General features: G+C 59.9%; 20 protein-coding genes. 8 read left to right on the forward strand and 12 right to left on the reverse strand.

Annotation, left to right across the window (positions count from 1 at the left end; genetic code table 11):
- Nucleotides 1-60: 60 nt before the first annotated feature.
- On the forward strand, nucleotides 61-465 hold the full coding sequence (locus ACTJGZ_RS13060; RefSeq protein ID WP_441663348.1) for a DoxX family protein: 405 nt from the start codon (nucleotides 61-63) through the stop codon (nucleotides 463-465).
- A 116-nt stretch (nucleotides 466-581) separates the two neighbouring features.
- Here ACTJGZ_RS13060 and arsC read toward each other — a convergent pair whose 3' ends face one another.
- Together arsC and ACTJGZ_RS13070 are read right to left on the reverse strand one after the other, a co-directional pair.
- Entirely contained in the window at nucleotides 582-938 is a 357-nt protein-coding gene (gene arsC / locus ACTJGZ_RS13065; RefSeq protein WP_441663349.1) for an arsenate reductase (glutaredoxin), read from the reverse strand.
- A gap of 5 nt (nucleotides 939-943) precedes the next feature.
- The gene (locus tag ACTJGZ_RS13070; RefSeq protein WP_441663350.1) at nucleotides 944-1,270 is read right to left on the reverse strand and encodes a tetratricopeptide repeat protein; all 327 of its coding nucleotides are present in this window, start codon (nucleotides 1,268-1,270) and stop codon (nucleotides 944-946) included.
- A 157-nt stretch (nucleotides 1,271-1,427) separates the two neighbouring features.
- Here ACTJGZ_RS13070 and ACTJGZ_RS13075 point away from each other — a divergent pair, with 157 nt between their 5' ends.
- The 3 genes from ACTJGZ_RS13075 (at nucleotide 1,428) to ACTJGZ_RS13085 (ending at nucleotide 4,071) form a co-directional block, all read left to right on the forward strand.
- Nucleotides 1,428-2,066, forward strand: coding sequence for a glutathione binding-like protein (locus ACTJGZ_RS13075; RefSeq protein WP_441663351.1), 639 nt, complete (start codon nucleotides 1,428-1,430; stop codon nucleotides 2,064-2,066).
- 145 nt (nucleotides 2,067-2,211) lie between these two features.
- A complete protein-coding gene (locus tag ACTJGZ_RS13080) occupies nucleotides 2,212-3,042 on the forward strand; it encodes an RsiV family protein (protein WP_441663352.1) in 831 nt (276 codons plus the stop codon).
- A 225-nt stretch (nucleotides 3,043-3,267) separates the two neighbouring features.
- Nucleotides 3,268-4,071: an alpha/beta fold hydrolase gene (locus ACTJGZ_RS13085; protein WP_441663353.1), complete on the forward strand. Its 804-nt coding sequence runs from the start codon at nucleotides 3,268-3,270 to the stop codon at nucleotides 4,069-4,071.
- Nucleotides 4,072-4,153: 82 nt separating this feature from the next.
- Here the strand turns inward: ACTJGZ_RS13085 and ACTJGZ_RS13090 are convergent, their stop codons facing one another.
- Both ACTJGZ_RS13090 and ACTJGZ_RS13095 read right to left on the reverse strand, forming a co-directional pair.
- Nucleotides 4,154-5,446, reverse strand: a complete 1,293-nt coding sequence (locus ACTJGZ_RS13090; RefSeq protein WP_441663354.1) for a Glu/Leu/Phe/Val family dehydrogenase — start codon at nucleotides 5,444-5,446, stop codon at nucleotides 4,154-4,156.
- A 268-nt stretch (nucleotides 5,447-5,714) separates the two neighbouring features.
- Entirely contained in the window at nucleotides 5,715-6,197 is a 483-nt protein-coding gene (locus ACTJGZ_RS13095) for an ankyrin repeat domain-containing protein (RefSeq protein ID WP_441663355.1), read from the reverse strand.
- On the opposite strand from ACTJGZ_RS13095, the gene ACTJGZ_RS13100 reads away from it, so the two are divergent.
- Nucleotides 6,196-6,549: a hypothetical protein gene (locus ACTJGZ_RS13100; RefSeq protein ID WP_441663356.1), complete on the forward strand. Its 354-nt coding sequence runs from the start codon at nucleotides 6,196-6,198 to the stop codon at nucleotides 6,547-6,549. The genes ACTJGZ_RS13095 and ACTJGZ_RS13100 overlap by 2 nt on opposite strands.
- 97 nt (nucleotides 6,550-6,646) lie before the next feature.
- Here the strand turns inward: ACTJGZ_RS13100 and ACTJGZ_RS13105 are convergent, their stop codons facing one another.
- The 4 genes from ACTJGZ_RS13105 to mltG are packed head-to-tail and all read right to left on the reverse strand — an operon-like array spanning nucleotide 6,647 to nucleotide 10,129.
- Nucleotides 6,647-7,417 (reverse strand): TatD family hydrolase, encoded by a 771-nt coding sequence (locus tag ACTJGZ_RS13105; protein WP_441663357.1) that lies wholly within the window; start codon nucleotides 7,415-7,417, stop codon nucleotides 6,647-6,649.
- 13 nt (nucleotides 7,418-7,430) lie between these two features.
- Entirely contained in the window at nucleotides 7,431-8,495 is a 1,065-nt protein-coding gene (holB, locus tag ACTJGZ_RS13110; RefSeq protein WP_441663358.1) for a DNA polymerase III subunit delta', read from the reverse strand.
- Nucleotides 8,486-9,115 carry a dTMP kinase gene (gene tmk, locus ACTJGZ_RS13115; RefSeq protein ID WP_441663359.1) on the reverse strand — a complete coding sequence of 210 codons (630 nt, stop codon included), beginning with the start codon at nucleotides 9,113-9,115 and terminating at the stop codon, nucleotides 8,486-8,488. Before tmk ends, holB begins: the two co-directional genes overlap by 10 nt.
- Before the next feature lie 9 nt (nucleotides 9,116-9,124).
- Nucleotides 9,125-10,129, reverse strand: a complete 1,005-nt coding sequence (gene mltG / locus ACTJGZ_RS13120) for an endolytic transglycosylase MltG (RefSeq protein ID WP_441663360.1) — start codon at nucleotides 10,127-10,129, stop codon at nucleotides 9,125-9,127.
- A 248-nt stretch (nucleotides 10,130-10,377) separates the two neighbouring features.
- Between mltG and ygfZ the strand changes: the two genes are divergently transcribed.
- Nucleotides 10,378-11,379 carry a CAF17-like 4Fe-4S cluster assembly/insertion protein YgfZ gene (ygfZ, locus tag ACTJGZ_RS13125; RefSeq protein ID WP_441663361.1) on the forward strand — a complete coding sequence of 334 codons (1,002 nt, stop codon included), beginning with the start codon at nucleotides 10,378-10,380 and terminating at the stop codon, nucleotides 11,377-11,379.
- A 27-nt stretch (nucleotides 11,380-11,406) separates the two neighbouring features.
- On the opposite strand, the gene ACTJGZ_RS13130 is transcribed toward ygfZ, so the two are convergent.
- Together ACTJGZ_RS13130 and ACTJGZ_RS13135 are read right to left on the reverse strand one after the other, a co-directional pair.
- A complete protein-coding gene (locus tag ACTJGZ_RS13130; protein ID WP_441663362.1) occupies nucleotides 11,407-11,733 on the reverse strand; it encodes an RnfH family protein in 327 nt (108 codons plus the stop codon).
- A 16-nt stretch (nucleotides 11,734-11,749) separates the two neighbouring features.
- A complete protein-coding gene (locus tag ACTJGZ_RS13135) occupies nucleotides 11,750-12,187 on the reverse strand; it encodes a type II toxin-antitoxin system RatA family toxin (RefSeq protein ID WP_441663363.1) in 438 nt (145 codons plus the stop codon).
- 79 nt (nucleotides 12,188-12,266) lie between these two features.
- Between ACTJGZ_RS13135 and smpB the strand changes: the two genes are divergently transcribed.
- A complete protein-coding gene (smpB, locus tag ACTJGZ_RS13140; protein WP_441663364.1) occupies nucleotides 12,267-12,740 on the forward strand; it encodes an SsrA-binding protein SmpB in 474 nt (157 codons plus the stop codon).
- Nucleotides 12,741-12,872: 132 nt separating this feature from the next.
- Here the strand turns inward: smpB and ACTJGZ_RS13145 are convergent, their stop codons facing one another.
- Complete coding sequence (locus ACTJGZ_RS13145; protein WP_441663365.1) at nucleotides 12,873-13,814, reverse strand: SPFH domain-containing protein; 942 nt, start codon at nucleotides 13,812-13,814, stop codon at nucleotides 12,873-12,875.
- 78 nt (nucleotides 13,815-13,892) lie between these two features.
- Complete coding sequence (locus tag ACTJGZ_RS13150) at nucleotides 13,893-14,315, reverse strand: NfeD family protein (protein WP_441663366.1); 423 nt, start codon at nucleotides 14,313-14,315, stop codon at nucleotides 13,893-13,895.
- Between the two features lie 380 nt (nucleotides 14,316-14,695).
- On the opposite strand from ACTJGZ_RS13150, the gene ACTJGZ_RS13155 reads away from it, so the two are divergent.
- Nucleotides 14,696-15,317 (forward strand): TonB-dependent receptor plug domain-containing protein (locus ACTJGZ_RS13155; protein ID WP_441663367.1); only part of this gene is annotated, 622 nt, incomplete at its 3' end.

Here is a 15,317-nt window from a genome sequence, read left to right on the forward strand (position 1 = left end):
CCGGACGCTTTCGGCTTGATCCTGGCGGCTTTCTGAAACCGATCTTTCGAGAACACATACATGCTGAAATCCGATGACTTGGGAAAACTGATCCTGCGCCTGGCGGTCGGAATCCTGGTGCTGCTGCATGGCTTACTCAAACTGGTAAACGGTGTTGGCGGGCCTGAAGCCATGCTGGTCGCCAAGGGTCTGCCCGGCTGGCTGGCCTATGGCACCTATCTGGGCGAAGTTCTTGGCCCCTTCCTGATCGTCATGGGCACTTACACGCGGGTCGGCGCCTTGCTGGTTGCCGTCAATATGCTATTCGCGTTCTTCCTGGCCCACAGCGGCGAATTGACGCACCTGACACGCAGCGGCGGCTGGGCGCCGGAATTGCCCGGTATGTTCCTGTTTGGCGCGCTGGCGATTTTCTTCCTGGGCGCCGGACGCTTCAGTTTGTCCGGGGCTGGCGGCCGTTATAACTAACGCGGCACCTGTCGCAGGCATGCTGGCTAAGACGCCTGCGACAGTCACTATGCCTGCCATGGATGGATGTACCCGCACATCGGGCCGCCCGGGCCGCTTATGCCCCAGGCAGGCTTTTAGCCCGGCAGGATTTCTTCGACAATCTCGGCTGGCCGGCACAGGCGCGTGCCCTTCCCGGTCACGACAATCGGACGATTGATCAGAATGGGATGCGCGGCCATGGCATCGAGCAGCGCGGCATCCGTCACACTGGGATCGTCCAGTTTCAGCTCCGTGAACAGCGCTTCTTTGCTGCGAATCGCGGCACGCACGCTCAGGCCGCTTGCCTGGATCAAGGCTTCCAGCTGCGTGCGTGTCGGGGGATGCTTGAGGTATTCAATGACTTCCACGTTCAGCCCGGCATCCTGCAGACGCTGCAAGACCGTCCGGGACGTGCCGCAGCGCGGGTTATGGTAAATCGTCGCTTTTGCCATGATATTTATGCTCCTGCTTTATCCAGGCGTTTGAGGAACACCTGCATTTCCTTGACCAATTGCTTGTCGCCGCGGTTTTCGGCTCGCACTATCCCCTCTTCCCAGGCTATGCGGGCGCCGCCACGGTCATCCAGGGCCAGGCGGGCACGGCCCAGCCATTTCCACGCCGCACCGTAATCCGGGTCATGCGTCAGGGCGGCTTCCAGTTCTGTGGCCGCTTCCTGGTAGCGCTCTTGCTCGGCATAGGCCTTGCCTAAGCTGAAACGCAACAAAAGGTTGTCCTGCCCGCCTTGGCGCATGGCCTCCAGCCGGCTGAGTAAATCATTCTGCATTGCTTTCCTCCCATTGCCAGGCGTTCACATTTGCTGAAAATTCCGCGATTTGAACGCATGGACTTGAATGCCTGTCTATACGATACTGTTATGCAGTATTGCTCTGGACGCAAGCCGCTAGGCGGCGATTGGCATCACCGACTTTTCTGGAATAACGATGATAGACCTGTTTTACTGGCCGACGCCCAATGGCCAAAAAATCGCTATTTACCTGGAAGAAACAGGCTTGGAATACCGCCTGCAACCGATCAATATTTCAAAAAACGAGCAGTTCCAGCCGCATTTCCTGGCGGTCTCGCCCAACAATCGCATCCCTGCCATTATCGACCACGATCCGGCGGATGGGAAAGCGGCGATCCCGGTGTTTGAATCCGGCGCGATTCTGGTTTACCTCGCCGAGAAAACCGGCAAGTTCCTTTCTGCCGATCTGCGTGAGCGCATGGATACGCTGCAATGGCTGTTCTGGCAGATGGGCGGCCTGGGCCCCATGGCAGGCCAGAACCACCACTTTTCCGTATTTGCTCCGGAGAAAGTGCCTTATGCCATAGAACGCTATGTGAAGGAAACCACGCGCTTGTATGGTGTCCTGGAAAAACGTCTGGCAGATCGCCCCTTCGTGGCGGGTGAGTATTCCATTGCGGATATGGCGATTTACCCCTGGGTCGTGCCCTATGAGCGGCAACAGCAGAATATCGACGATTTCCCGCGCATCAAGGACTGGATGGCGCGTATTGCGGCCCGCCCTGCGGTCAGGCGCGCTTATGAATTGGGTGAAAAAGTTCGTAATGCGGCCTGACGCGGGGGCACTTGATCCTTAACGCTTTACCCTTGGCCCCGCCGTTCGGAACGCACTGACGGCGCCGCCATGGGATAGCAGATGCCCCGCGGCCTGTTGCCCGGACTACCGCACCAACACAGTTTTTACTAGAAGGTATGCAACGATGAAACATAATTTCCCAGTACCGAATCGCTCCCTCCGAGGCCACACGCTGCTGGCGGTATCTGCGCTGACGTCTGCCCTGTTGCTGGCCGCTTGCGGCACCAAGCTTCCTGCCGATATCGGCGTAACGCCGGTTAAAAACAGTGACGCGCTGCCTTACAGCATAGAAAGCTGGAAGGAAATTCAGGATAGCTGCGAACTGACTGCCAAGCGCGCGGAACAGCTGTGCGGCAATCTGACCGTGGATGTGGCGCGCTATCCGACACAACCGGCCTTGAATCAAAACATTGAAAGCCAGTTGCTCCATATGCTGGATGGCGGCCAATCCCCCTTCCCCTCGATCAAGGCGCTGCGCACGGCGTTCATGCAAAACGCTACCCCGCGCGATGTCGTGACCTTGCAAGCCAAGCCCTATCGCGAAACGCCGTCCTTGCTGGTGATCGAGCTGGAAACGGAAGAATATTCCGGCGGGGCAAACGGGATGTACCAGACCGAGTATCTGAACTGGTCGATTCCCCAGCAACGGGCATTGACACTGGATGATGTGCTGGAACCCGGCGCCAAGCCGCGCTTCGAAATTTTGCTGCGCACGGCCTTTGATAACTGGATGGCTGCCAAGAATCTGAGCCAGACGGAATACGCGGAATACGTGCAAACCTGGCCCTATCAGCCCAGCAGCATCTTTGCGCTGGAGACGGAAGGGGTGCGTATTCTGTATCCCTTGTATTCGATCGCGCCGCGCTCGGATGGCATGCCGGTATTCAGCCTGCCCTATTCCTCTCTGGATGGCATCCTGAAACCGGAATATCTGCCCGCCACCGCAGCCAAGTAATACAGGAGCCGGCGGCTGGCGCGCATCCGCCCTGCAACAGAGCAAGCACTGCCTATCCGCCGCCAGACGGGATGGGCAGTTCACGGCCTGGAATGGCAAACACCATTCCAGGCCGTTTTTTTGTCATGCGGCGAATGAGCCCACGGGCGGCGCGGCCTCCCCCTGGCGCGTTCAGGGCGGTTAAACTCGCCGCTTCCGCTACTAGCGGCCTTGGTCTCATTATTCATGTCTGCTGATTTCACTTCTTTCAATCTGCCAGAAACCCTGTCCTGGTTTGGTTTGCGCGCCGGGCAAGGCGCGCCCCTGCTATTTATCCATGGCTCACTGTGTGACGCTCGTTATTGGCGCGCACAAGTCATTGAATTCGCTCAGCAAGGATGGGATGCGATTGCCCCCAGTCTGCGCGCTTATCACCCTGGCAAGTCCTATCCGGCGCTTTCCTGGGCCAGGGATGTGGAGGAGCTGACCCAATTGGTCCAGGCTCTGCCTGGCAGCGTGGATGTGGTGGCGCATTCCCGTGGCGGCCTATTGGCCTGCCATCTGGCCCAGCGCGTCCCGGAAAAACTGGGCAAGCTGGTGCTGGTCGAGCCTGCCGGCCGTATGGAAGGCGAGGATAGCGAGGCTTTGCGCCTGGATAAGGCCTTCCGGGATCGTCTGGCAGCGCAATTGGACGCCGGAATTACCGAAGCCGCCGTGGCCGAGTTTGTCGATAGCGTGAGCCGGGACGGCAGCTGGCGCTATAGCCCGGCCAGTTTCCGCAAGATGGCGCTGGATAATGCGCATACTTTGCCCAGCCAGCTGAATACGGATCTCTTGCCGCATTATCAGCCGCAAATGCTGGCCGCGCTGAAGCTCCCGGTACTGCTGATGCAGGGGCAGCGCAGCCCGGAACGCTTTCATCAAACCATTGCCGCCCTGGCCAGCCATCTGCCCAACGCCCAGCTGGTGCAGGTCGATGGCGCGTCTCATGCGGTCAATCTGGCGCATCCGCGCCGTTTCAATGACATTGTGAGCCGATTTTTGGCTTGACCGCCAGCGGTGACGGCTTCAGCTTGTGGGCCGAAGCCGCCGCCAGACGCACGCGGCAGCGCGTGCGCCCGAGTGCAGACGCTCAGGGATACAAGCCGCGCAGCTGGCGCGCTTCGAGGATGCGTGAGCAGGCCACAATAAAGGCCGCCGTGCGCAATGACACGCCATGCTGCTGCGCCACGCTGGAAATCGACGCATAGGCCGCGCGCATGATGCGCTCCAATCGCTGGTTGATCTCCTCTTCCGTCCAGAAGAAGCTGGAAAAGTCCTGCACCCATTCAAAGTAGCTGACGGCGACCCCACCGGCATTGGCCAGCACATCGGGGACAACCTGAATCCCTTTGTCGCGCAGAATATCGTCGGCTTGCGGGGTGGTCGGGCCGTTGGCGCCTTCCACGACGATGCGCGCCCGCACACCTGGCGCATTGTCTTCGGTCAGCTGGCCTTCCAGCGCCGCAGGAATGAGGAATTCTGCTTCCAGCGTCCAGAAGTCCTCATCGGCCAGGTCTTCACCGCCGGGATAACCCGCCACGCCGCCATGGGTCTGCACGTGCTGCCTCAGTGCGGCAACATCCAAGCCTTTGTCATTGCGCACGCTGCCGGTATGGTCCTGCACGGCAATAACCTTGGCGCCGGCTTCCTGAAACAGCTTGGCGGCAATGCCGCCGACGTTGCCAAAACCTTGCACCAGCACCCGCGCGCCTTCCAGCGGCACACCCAGGTCTCGCGCCGCTTCGCAGGCCACCACAAAGACGCCGCGCCCGGTAGCCTCGTTACGGCCCAGGCTGCCGCCCAGTGTGATGGGCTTGCCTGTCACGACCCCGGTGGCCGTGGCCCCCTCATTCATGGAGTAGGTATCCATCATCCAGGCCATGACCTGGGCATTGGTATTGACGTCAGGCGCCGGAATATCCTTGTTGGGCCCGATGATGATGCCGATTTCACTGGTATAGCGGCGCGTCAGGCGCTCCAGTTCCCCCATGCTGAGCTGGCGCGGATCGACCCGGATGCCGCCTTTGGCGCCGCCGTAGGGCAGATTGATGGCGGCATTTTTCACCGACATCCAGGCGGACAGCGCCATGACCTCGGACAGCGTGACGTCCTGGTGATAGCGGACGCCGCCCTTGCCTGGGCCGCGCGACGTGTTGTGCTGAACACGGTAGCCTTCGAAGTGCGCGATTTTGCCGTTGTCCAGCTCAATGGGAACATCGACCACCAGAATGCGCTTGGGGCGCTTGAGCGTTTCCAGCCACCGCGCCAGGTCGCCCAGGTAGGGTGCAACACGGTCGATTTGTTGCAGGTAAATGCCCCAGGGGCCAAGGTGGCTGGGGTCAAGATAGGACGGCAGGTTATGCGTGGGGTGCTGCGCAATCATTCCGGTTGTCTCCGTTGTGTCCGGTGCTTTATCAAGTTGCGCCCTAAATTTTATGCGAGATTGCCTCGCAGAAAATGATTGTCCCTATTTTTCTGGCGTCATGCCGCAACACTGGCGCCTGCCAGCGACATCCTGGGCCAGCGGCTGGCCAATGTCAGCGTCATGCGGCCAATACCGACAGGCCCAGCCCTGGTTTTGCGACGCTGGCTGCGTCAGAGTGGCAACAGCGCGATATCGAAGCGGCACCGAAGAGGCACGCCAAGAGGTATTACCTGGGTGCAGGCTGGCGCGCCATCCATTCACGCAATTCGGCCGCCAGGCGGGTATGCCCCTTGGCTTGCGCGAAATCCATGGCCGTCCTGCCATCCGCGGTTTGCTGGCTCAAATGCGCGCCAGCTTGCAACAGACGCTCTACGGAGGGTTTGCTGTTCGCCTGCGCCGCCATCATCAGCGGGCTGGTGCCATCCGGGGCTGGGGCATTGACCATGGCCCCGGCATTCAGCAGCAGATTGACCGTTTCTGGATGACCGCCGGCTGCCGCATAATGCAAGGCGCTCCAGCCCAGCTTGTTGACTTCCGCGCCACGCCGCAGCAACTGCCCCACCCTATCTGTCTGCCCCATCAAGGCGGCATACATCAGCACATTTTCATCCCAGCGATTGCGGGCTTCCAGATTCAGCGCAGGCGCTGCCGCAAGCACATCAAACGCATTCCATGCATTTTTGCGCACCGCATACATGATGGCAGGCATGCCTTCGGCATCCTTCAGGTTGGGGTCGGCACCCGCGCGCAAATCGCTGGCAATTGCTGCCGCCCTGTCGTTATCCAGGTTTACCCACCAGTCTCTCGGCGCTGGCGCGCGCCTATCTTTGCTGGCCCATGCCGCCGTGCTGCAGCACAGGCTGAGCGCCAGCAACAGGCATGCGCGGCGTTTGCCAGAAGGCGCGCGCTGCGGGGCAAGACTTGCTGAACCTGGACGCAGCCCGGAGATTGCCGATGAGCGTGAGCAGGACACGGATGAAGGATGGAAATCAGGCATGGCAGCAGGCTCCAGCAACTTAAGGTTTTACTTCAACCAAACCACTTTAAAGACTTTACTTTAAATAAAACGCTTTATGTATATTATGTAAATATATGATTTTATTGGTATTTTTTAGAATACCGATGCGGCAAGGATAATTTCTAACAGTTTGGATTAGGTTAACGATCTATCTTACTGAAAAGATTGAAGAAGTTATCCGTTGTAGCCTGCCCCACCCGCTCTGCGTCCATCTGCCGAAGTTCTGCAATTTTTTCTGCGACATAACGGACTTTCGATGGATCGTTCAGCTTGCCGCGGAACGGCACCGGCGCCAAATAGGGGGAGTCGGTTTCAATCAGCAGGCGATCCAGCGGAACTTTGCTGGCGACATCGTGAATGACAGGCGCGTTCTTGAACGTCACGATGCCGGAAATCGAAATATAGAAACCGAGATCCAAGGCTTTGCGGGCGTTGTCCCAATCCTCGGTAAAGCAATGCATGACACCGCGCACTTCGCCTTGCCCTTCGCTGGCAATCATGTCGATGGTGTCGGCCGCCGAAGCGCGGGTATGAATAATCAGGGGCAGGCCTGTCTGGCGCGCGGCCTGGATATGCTCGCGGAAGCGCTGCTTTTGCCACTCCGGCTGGTCTTCACGGCGGTAGTAATCCAGCCCGGTTTCCCCGATCGCCACAACCTTGGGGTGTTGCGCCATATCCAGCAGCATCTGCGGGCTGGCTTCCGGCGTATCTTCGTAATCCGGGTGCACACCTGCCGAGGCCCATAGCCTGGGGGAAGACTCCACCAGGGTCATCATATCCGGCCAATCGGGCAGATTGACGCTGACGCACAAGGCATGGGTAACCTGGTTGGCATCCATGCTGGCGAAAATCTCGGGCAGATTTTCTTTGAGCTGTGGGAAATTCAGATGGCAATGAGAGTCGATATACATGATACGGCCGTATTCACGCGCGCGTTGACAACAGAATGCGCTGCAGCGCGCTATGAATGAAGAGTTTCGGATTCAGCGGATGCTCGGCAATGGCTTGCTGGCGCTTGATCCACTGCGCGGTATCGCTCAGGCCTACCGGTTCGGCGCGTTGGGCAATAGCGGCGATATCCGCTGCCAGCGCAGGATAGTAGCGCGGCGCCAGGCCGGCGGTAGCGAGTTGCAAGTCAAAATAATAACGCTGCAAGGCGTCCAGCCATTCACTGGCCGCTGTTTTTTCCAGCAGATCCGCCACACTGCCAATATCGCCTTGCCCTGGCCGGGCCAATTCGGCAGACAGCTGCTGCAGCCAGGCGGGGCAAGGCTGATCACGGCCGGCGGCCAGCCGGACAGCCAGAACGGGCGCGCCACCCGCGGCGGCCAGCCAGGCATCCGCATCACGGACACCCTGCTCAGCCATCCAGGCCTGGGCATCTGGCAGCGCTGGCACCGGCAATGGCAAACGGCGGCAGCGGGACACGATGGTAGGCAAGAGCTTATCGGGCGCATTGGCCACCAGCAGAAAGACGGTATGGGCTGGCGGTTCTTCCAGAATTTTCAGCAGCGCATTGGCGGTGATGTGATTGAGCGCTTCAGCGGGATACAGTACCGCCACGCGCCAGCCGCCGCGGTGGGTAGCGGTATTGAACCAATTGCCCAGCCGGCGTATTTGTTCTGCGCGGATTTCTTTTGAAGGCGCTTTCTTGGCGCTGCCGCCTTCGGCGCTGGCGGCCTCGCCCTCTTCTTCTCCCGCGCCCTCTTCCTGCGCCACGCTATCGGGCCGCAGCAAGCGCAGATCCGGGTGATTGCCCGCCGCAACCCAGCCGCAAGCTTCACAGCGGCCGCAAGCCATACCATGCTGAGGCTGTTCGCACAGCAGGCTGGCGGCGGCGGCGCGGGCAAAATGCGTTTTGCCTATCCCTGCCAGGCCATGAATCAGCCAGGCGTGGGAGAAGCGCTCCCGCTGGGCCAGCCAATTCGCGGCGATGGTTTTCTGCCAGGGCAGAAACTCGTAACCGGGCCGGGGCAGGTTTATTGCCATGACTGCAACCGCTCGGTGAGCACGGCCACGACGGACGCGCCGACTTCCTCCATCGAACGCGAGGCATCAATAATGCGGATGCGTCCGGGCGCGGCGGCTGCACGGCGCAAATAAGCCTGCCGCGTACGCTCGAAGAAAGCTTCAGCTTGCGCTTCGAAACGATCCGGTTCGCGCGCGCTGCTGCGCCGGGCGCGCGCGACTTCCAGCGGCACATCAAACAGCAAGGTCAGATCAGGTTGGGTGCCTAGCTGCACCCACTGCTCCAGCTCGCCAATGCGCGCATCATCCAGCCCGCGGCCGCCGCCCTGGTAGGCATAGGTAGCGTCCGTGAAACGGTCGCACAGCACCCAGTCGCCCCGGGCCAATGCCGGGCTGATCACGGTGCGCAGATGCTCGCAGCGGGCGGCGAACATCAGCAGCAGCTCGGTGTCCTGATGCATGGCCTGATGCAGCAGCATGTCACGCAGCTGCTCGCCGGCCGGTGTTCCGCCAGGCTCACGCGTCACGACCAGCGCAGGCGCATGCTGGCGCAGGCAGTCGGCAATGCTGGCGATATGACTGCTTTTACCGGCGCCATCCACGCCTTCAAGAGTGATGAAATAGCCTTGCCTGGCAACCATGGAACACCTTCAACGATTCAAAATAAAGCGGACGACATTACGGTTATGTTCCGCCAGTGTCGCTGCAAAAGCGCTGCTGCCGTCGCCGCGTGAGACAAAATAGTAATAGCCATGCTCGTCCGGCGCCACGGCCGCCCGCAGCGAAGCGCGGCCGGGGCTGGCAATGGGCGTGGGCGGCAGGCCGCGCCGGGTATAGGTATTCCACGGCGTATCGGTTTCCAGATCGCGTTTGCGGATCCGCCCCTGATAGCGTTCCCCCATGCCATAGATGACGGTAGGGTCGGTTTGCAGCGGCATATTGACGCGCAAACGGTTAATGAAGACGCCGCCGACTTTGCCGCGGTCTTCGTGGTGTCCGGTTTCTTTCTCGATGATGGATGCCAGGGTCAGCAGTTCATACGGTGTTTTGAGCGGCAAATTCGCCTGGCGTTGCGCCCAGGCCTGTTCCAGCTCTCGTATCTGGGCACGGTAAGCTTGCGCCAGAATGTCGAAATCGCTGGTGCCAGGCGTAAAAATGTAGGTATCCGGGAAAAACAGGCCTTCAGGCGCTGAGTAAGTGCTGCCCAGGCGCGTCAACAGCGCCTGATCGCTGACGCCATCCAGCGTTTGCTTGACATCGGGGTGTCCGCGCAGCGCCGCGCGGATTTGCGCATAACTCCAGCCCTCGACAAAAGTCAGCTGGCGCTGGCTCATGGCGCCGCTGGCCAAACGTTCCAGCAAAGTCAGGGGAGTATCGCCGCGCAGCGCTTCATAGCCGCCGGCCTTGATGCGGACATCATCTCCGCGGTAACGCGCCAGCCATGAAAAAGCGCGCGGGTCGATCTCCACCCCCTGCTCCTGCAGACTGGCGGCGATGCTCCGTGGCGTGCTGCCGGGCAAGACGACGAAATCTATTTTTTCCTGGCCCATGGCCAGCGGATGCGTGGTCCAGTACCACGCGGCACCGCCGGCCGCAGCCGCCAGCACGACTGCCGGCAGCAGCACCCAAAGAAGAAACAGACGCAGGTATTTCATAACAAGGTAAGTGTAACGGATGAGGCCGGCAGCACGGCTCTTCCCTCAGGAGAGTCAGTCTGCAATGAGGCGACGATAGTACATGTAAAACGTTATGATGAAGCTGATATTCGCCCTTTGGGCGAGGGCTCGCCCAGAATGCCAGGACAGGCCTTGCGGCAGCGCTGCGAGGCCGGACGCAAACGCGGCAATGGCTGGCCGCCAGCAGGCGGGCTGGGCCATGTTTCCTTGTACCGGATTTGACCAGAATGACCACTATAGATTCCCTTCACAGCCCTGCGCCCGCCGCGCTGTCTCTGGCCCTGCTGCCCGAGTTCGCCATTTTCCGCGTCAGCGGCGCGGATGCTGCCAGCTTTCTGCATGGACAGCTGACTCAGGATGTCGAACATCTGGGGCCGGACGATGCCAGGCTGGCGGGCTATTGCAGCCCGAAAGGCCGTTTGCTGGCCAGTCTGCTGGTATGGCGGGAAGGCGCGCCGCCTGAGGCGGCAAGCGCTGGCGGCGACCAGGGCGACATTCTGCTGTTGGCGCGCGCCGATGCGGCGCAAGCCATCACGCGCAGGCTGGCCATGTTCATTTTGCGCGCCAAAGTCAAAATCACAGCCAGCCAGCAAGCGGTTTATGGCGTGACGCTGGCTGGCGGCCAGCTGGCGGCGGCTGAACAGGCGGCGCAAGGCGCTTTGCCTCAGGCCCCCTGGCATAAGGCAGACTTGCCCAGCGGCACCTGGCTGGCTTTGCCTGCCGCGCCTGCTGGCACGCAACAATGGTTCTTCCTGCCTGCCGGCAATACGCAGCCGGCATGGGGCGAGGCTCAAAACGTCGAAGCGGGTGCCTGGTATCAGACGCACCTGAGCGCCGGTATTCCCTGGATAGGCGGCGCCACCGCAGATTTGTTTGTGCCGCAGAACGTTAATTTCGATTGCATAGGCGGTATTAATTTCCGCAAGGGCTGCTACCCCGGCCAGGAGGTCGTGGCCCGCAGCCATTACCGCGGAACACTCAAGCGCCGCATGGGACATGGTATTTTGCAGGCCGACCCAGCGCTGCTGGCCGAACCGGCGGCCGATGTCTTTGACCCGGCACGGCCGCAGGAACCGGCGGGCCGTATCGTTGCCAGCGCGCCAGGCGCCGTTTTGCTGGAAGCGCCGCTGGACACGCTGGCTGGCGGCGAGCTGCGCTACGGCGCAATAGACGGCCCTGTCATTACAGTCGGCACGCTACCCTACCCGCTGGAAAAACCGGCAAACTGAACGCTGTCTGAGGCCGCCGGTACGGGTTCACACTTGCCTGCGCCGACGGCGCTGCATGCCGGGCATGCCCTGGGCTTTCAGTTCCGCACGGCGGCGGCGTGACTCCATGGGATCGAAAACCAGCGGCCGATAGATTTCCACGCGGTCGCCGTCGTGCAATGCCGTCTCCAGCGAACAGCGTTTGCCGAAAATACCTAGATCCAGCGTGTCTGGCGCCACACCTGGCGCCCTGCCCTCATATTCGACGGCCTCCAGCGCATCACGCACGGTCGCGCCAGGGGGCAGCCAGCACTCCTCCAGCCAGGACTGCTCGGCCTGCGCATAGCAGACCTGCACTCGCAAATCACCCGTCACAGCTGTTTGTGCTGGCTCAGCCATTGCCATAGCAAGTCTGCGCGCGCTTGGTAAAGGAGTCTATGAAACTGGATGCGATGCGGTTGAACACTGGCCCGACGACGGCTTCCAGGGCACGGCTGGAAAAGGCGTAGTCCAGCGTGAAAAGGACTTTGCAGGCATCTTCGCCCAGCGGCAGGAATTCCCATCGGCCCGTCAGCGCCGAGAATGGTCCATCCACCAGTTGGAGCGTGATGCTGTGCGGATAATCGTGCGTATTTTGCGTCGTGAATTTTTGCCGCAAGCCGGCAAAAGAGATCGTGACCGACGCGCGCATGCCTTGCTCATCGCTGTGCAGCACCTCCGTTGCGCCGCACCAGGGCATGAATTCGGGATAGCGGGCCACATCCGCCACCAGGTTGAACATCTGTTCAGGGCGGTGCGGGACCAGGACGGAGCGTTGTACTTTATGCATTACCTGTCGCAAATAGATAGAATAGATGGATTTTAACGGTTCGGACGAAGCCGGTTAACCAAAACCGGCCCAGGCATCTATGAGCATCATCGACAATCGCAAAGCCTTCCATGATTATTTCATCGAAGAACGCTTTGAAGCCGGGCTGGTCCTGCAAGGGTGGGAAGTCAAGGCGATACGCGCAGGACGCGCGCAATTGAAAGAAAGTTACGTCGTCGTCCTCGACGGCGAAATCTGGCTGCTGGGCATGCATATCAGCCCGCTGTCCACGGTTTCCACCCATATTCACCCGGACGCGACGCGCACGCGCAAGCTGCTGCTGAAAAAAGAGGAAATCGACAAACTGATCGGCAAGGTGGAGCAGCGCGGTTTTGCACTGGTTCCGCTGAACCTGCACTATGCCAAGGGCCGCATCAAGCTTGATGTAGGCCTGGGCCGGGGCAAGAAATTGCATGACAAGCGCGATACTCTGCGTGACAAGGATTGGGAGCGTGAGCGCGAGCGTGTGATGAAACACGATACCCGCAACCGCGCTGGCCGTTCCGACGACTGAACGGCGCCTGCCCTACGGCAGTTGCCTGCGCCGGAGCCAGGCACTGCCTGGCGCGCAGCGCTTATGAAAAAGCTGGCACGATGTCTCGCGCCAGCCTTTTCATTGCCCGTGCCGGTTTGGCGCGGTCAGGCCTCAGGCCTCGGGAGTTTTCACGCCCTTGACCACTGACAATGCCGATGCAACCAGCCCGCCCATGTCCGCCAGATTGGATGGCAGGATCAGGGTATTGCCCTTCTTGGCCAGTTCGCCGAAAGCATCGACATAGCGCTCGGCGACTTGCAGATTCATGGCTTCCTGGCCACCCGGCTGGCGCACGGCTTGCGCAACCTGGGTGATGGCCGAGGCCGTGGCTTCGGCGATAGCGCGCACGGCTTCGGCCTCACCCTGGGCTTTGTTGATCTGCGCCTGCTTCTCCCCTTCTGAGCGAGCGATAAAAGCTTCGCGCTCACCGGTGGCGATATTGATTTGTTCCTGGCGGCGGCCTTCGGATGCCGCAATCAGCGCCCGCTTGTCGCGCTCGGCGGTGATCTGCGCCTGCATGGCGCGCAGAATTTCATTGGGCGGCGTCAAGTCTTTGATTTCATAGCGCAGCACCTTCACGCCCCAGTTCAGCGCCGCCTCATCCAGGGCGGATACCACGGTGCTATTGATGATTTCGCGTTCTTCGAAAGTGCGGTCCAGTTCCATTTTGCCAATGACAGAGCGCAGCGTGGTTTGCGCCAGCTGCGTAATGGCCAGAATATAGTTGGATGCACCGTAGGAAGCGCGCATGGGGTCCGTCACCTGGAAGTACAGCACGCCATCCACCTGCAACTGGGTGTTATCGCGGGTAATACATACCTGGCTGGGCACATCCAGCGGAATTTCCTTGAGCGAATGCTTGTAGGAAACGCGTTCAATGAACGGGATGACAAAGCCCGCCCCGGGGGACAGCACCCGGTCAAACTTGCCCAGCCGTTCCACGACCCAGGCATGCTGTTGCGGAACAATCGCGACGGCCTTGAAAAGAATCAGCAGCACCAGCACTGCCAGGATGATGAAAAACAGTGAGGAATCGCTCAGGTTTAACTGCATGGTTCCGTCCAGCCTTTTTAAGTGGATTGGAGAAAAGCGTCAGGGCAAGCCAAAGACTGCCCTTGCAATGAAGGCGCTTCAGGCGAGCGGCGCCAGGACCAGACGCGTGCCGTCCAGCGCAATGATGCGGTGAGGGCCAGGCACCCGTGCGGCAGCAGGATCAACCGGCACGGCATCCCATTGCGCGCCCCGATGATTCACGCGAGCAGTGCCTTGCTCGGTCCAGGCTTGCACCTCGACCACCTGGCCGATATCCAGATTCAGATTGACGTTGCGTCCCGGGTCGCCCCGCTTGCGGCGCAGAATGCCAAAACGGCGCAACACCATCAGCCCGGCCAGTGACACCAGGGCAAAAACCAGTAACTGCCAGGCAAAGCCTGCCCCCAGCCAGGTGACCAGACCAGCCCCCAGCAAACCGAGAGTCGCCAGCAGCAAATAGAACGTGCCGGACATGACCTCGCCGATCAAGGTCAATGCGGCCAAGCCGAACCAATACCACATGGTGTACTCCTGAAACACCCGCCACAGTTATTGCGCGGCGAAAGATGCCCATTTTATCGTGAAGCGCGGCAGGCTGCCTGAATCGCGCCGCGAGAGCCTCCTGAGAGCGGCTGGCCGCCCCGTACACCGTCATGCGTGATGGCAGTCAAGGCAATAATTAAATTATGCAAATAAGAATGATTTTCTGTTCTTTTGCTGCCACAAAATTAAAAAGTTCCGGCCAGATTTCCAAAGCATTCTAAAGATAAGTCGTTGTTTTTGGATTAGCTTCGATTTTATCGAGAACAGAACTTAAGATGCGAATCGTTTCCTTTTGCGAAACTACAGATATAGATAGATTCTATAGAAAACACTAAAGAAACTACAGGACGTTTTTAGCAATGCCTATCTCTTACCATCCGTTGCGTTTTGCTCCCACTTATCTGGCGGTTTGCACCGCCCTTGCCTGCACTGCAGCCTCTGCCCAGCAGGTCACGCAAACTAACGCACCTGCGGTAGAAGAAGGCGTGGCGCAGTTGAATCAAATCGTCGTGACGGCGACCGGCTCAGGTGTGGATGTCCGTGACGCGCCTGCCAGTATTACCGTCATCACGCGGGAAGAAATCGAACGCCAACCCGTTTATGACCTCAACCAATTGCTGCGCCGCGTGCCCGGCGTCAGCGGCGGCATCAACTCCTATGGCCCGCAATCGAAAATCAGCATTCGCGGCCTGCCCGAGCAATACACCTTGATTCTGGTGGATGGCAAGCGCATGGGACGCTCTGCCGATACCAACTACCGAGCGGATTTGGGCCGGCAGGACTTGAACTGGCTGACACCTGACATGATTGAACGCATTGAAGTGGTGCGCGGCCCCATGTCTTCGCTGTATGGGTCTGACGCCATGGGCGGGGTCATCAACATCATTACGCGCAAAGTGGAAGAAAAATGGAGCGGCCAGGCCACGGCCAATTACACGCGCGCCGGTGACTCCGAACGCGGCGACCGTTACCAGACAGGGT

It is taken from the genome of Kerstersia sp. (assembly GCF_052103615.1).
Taxonomy (GTDB): Bacteria; Pseudomonadota; Gammaproteobacteria; order Burkholderiales; family Burkholderiaceae_B; genus Kerstersia.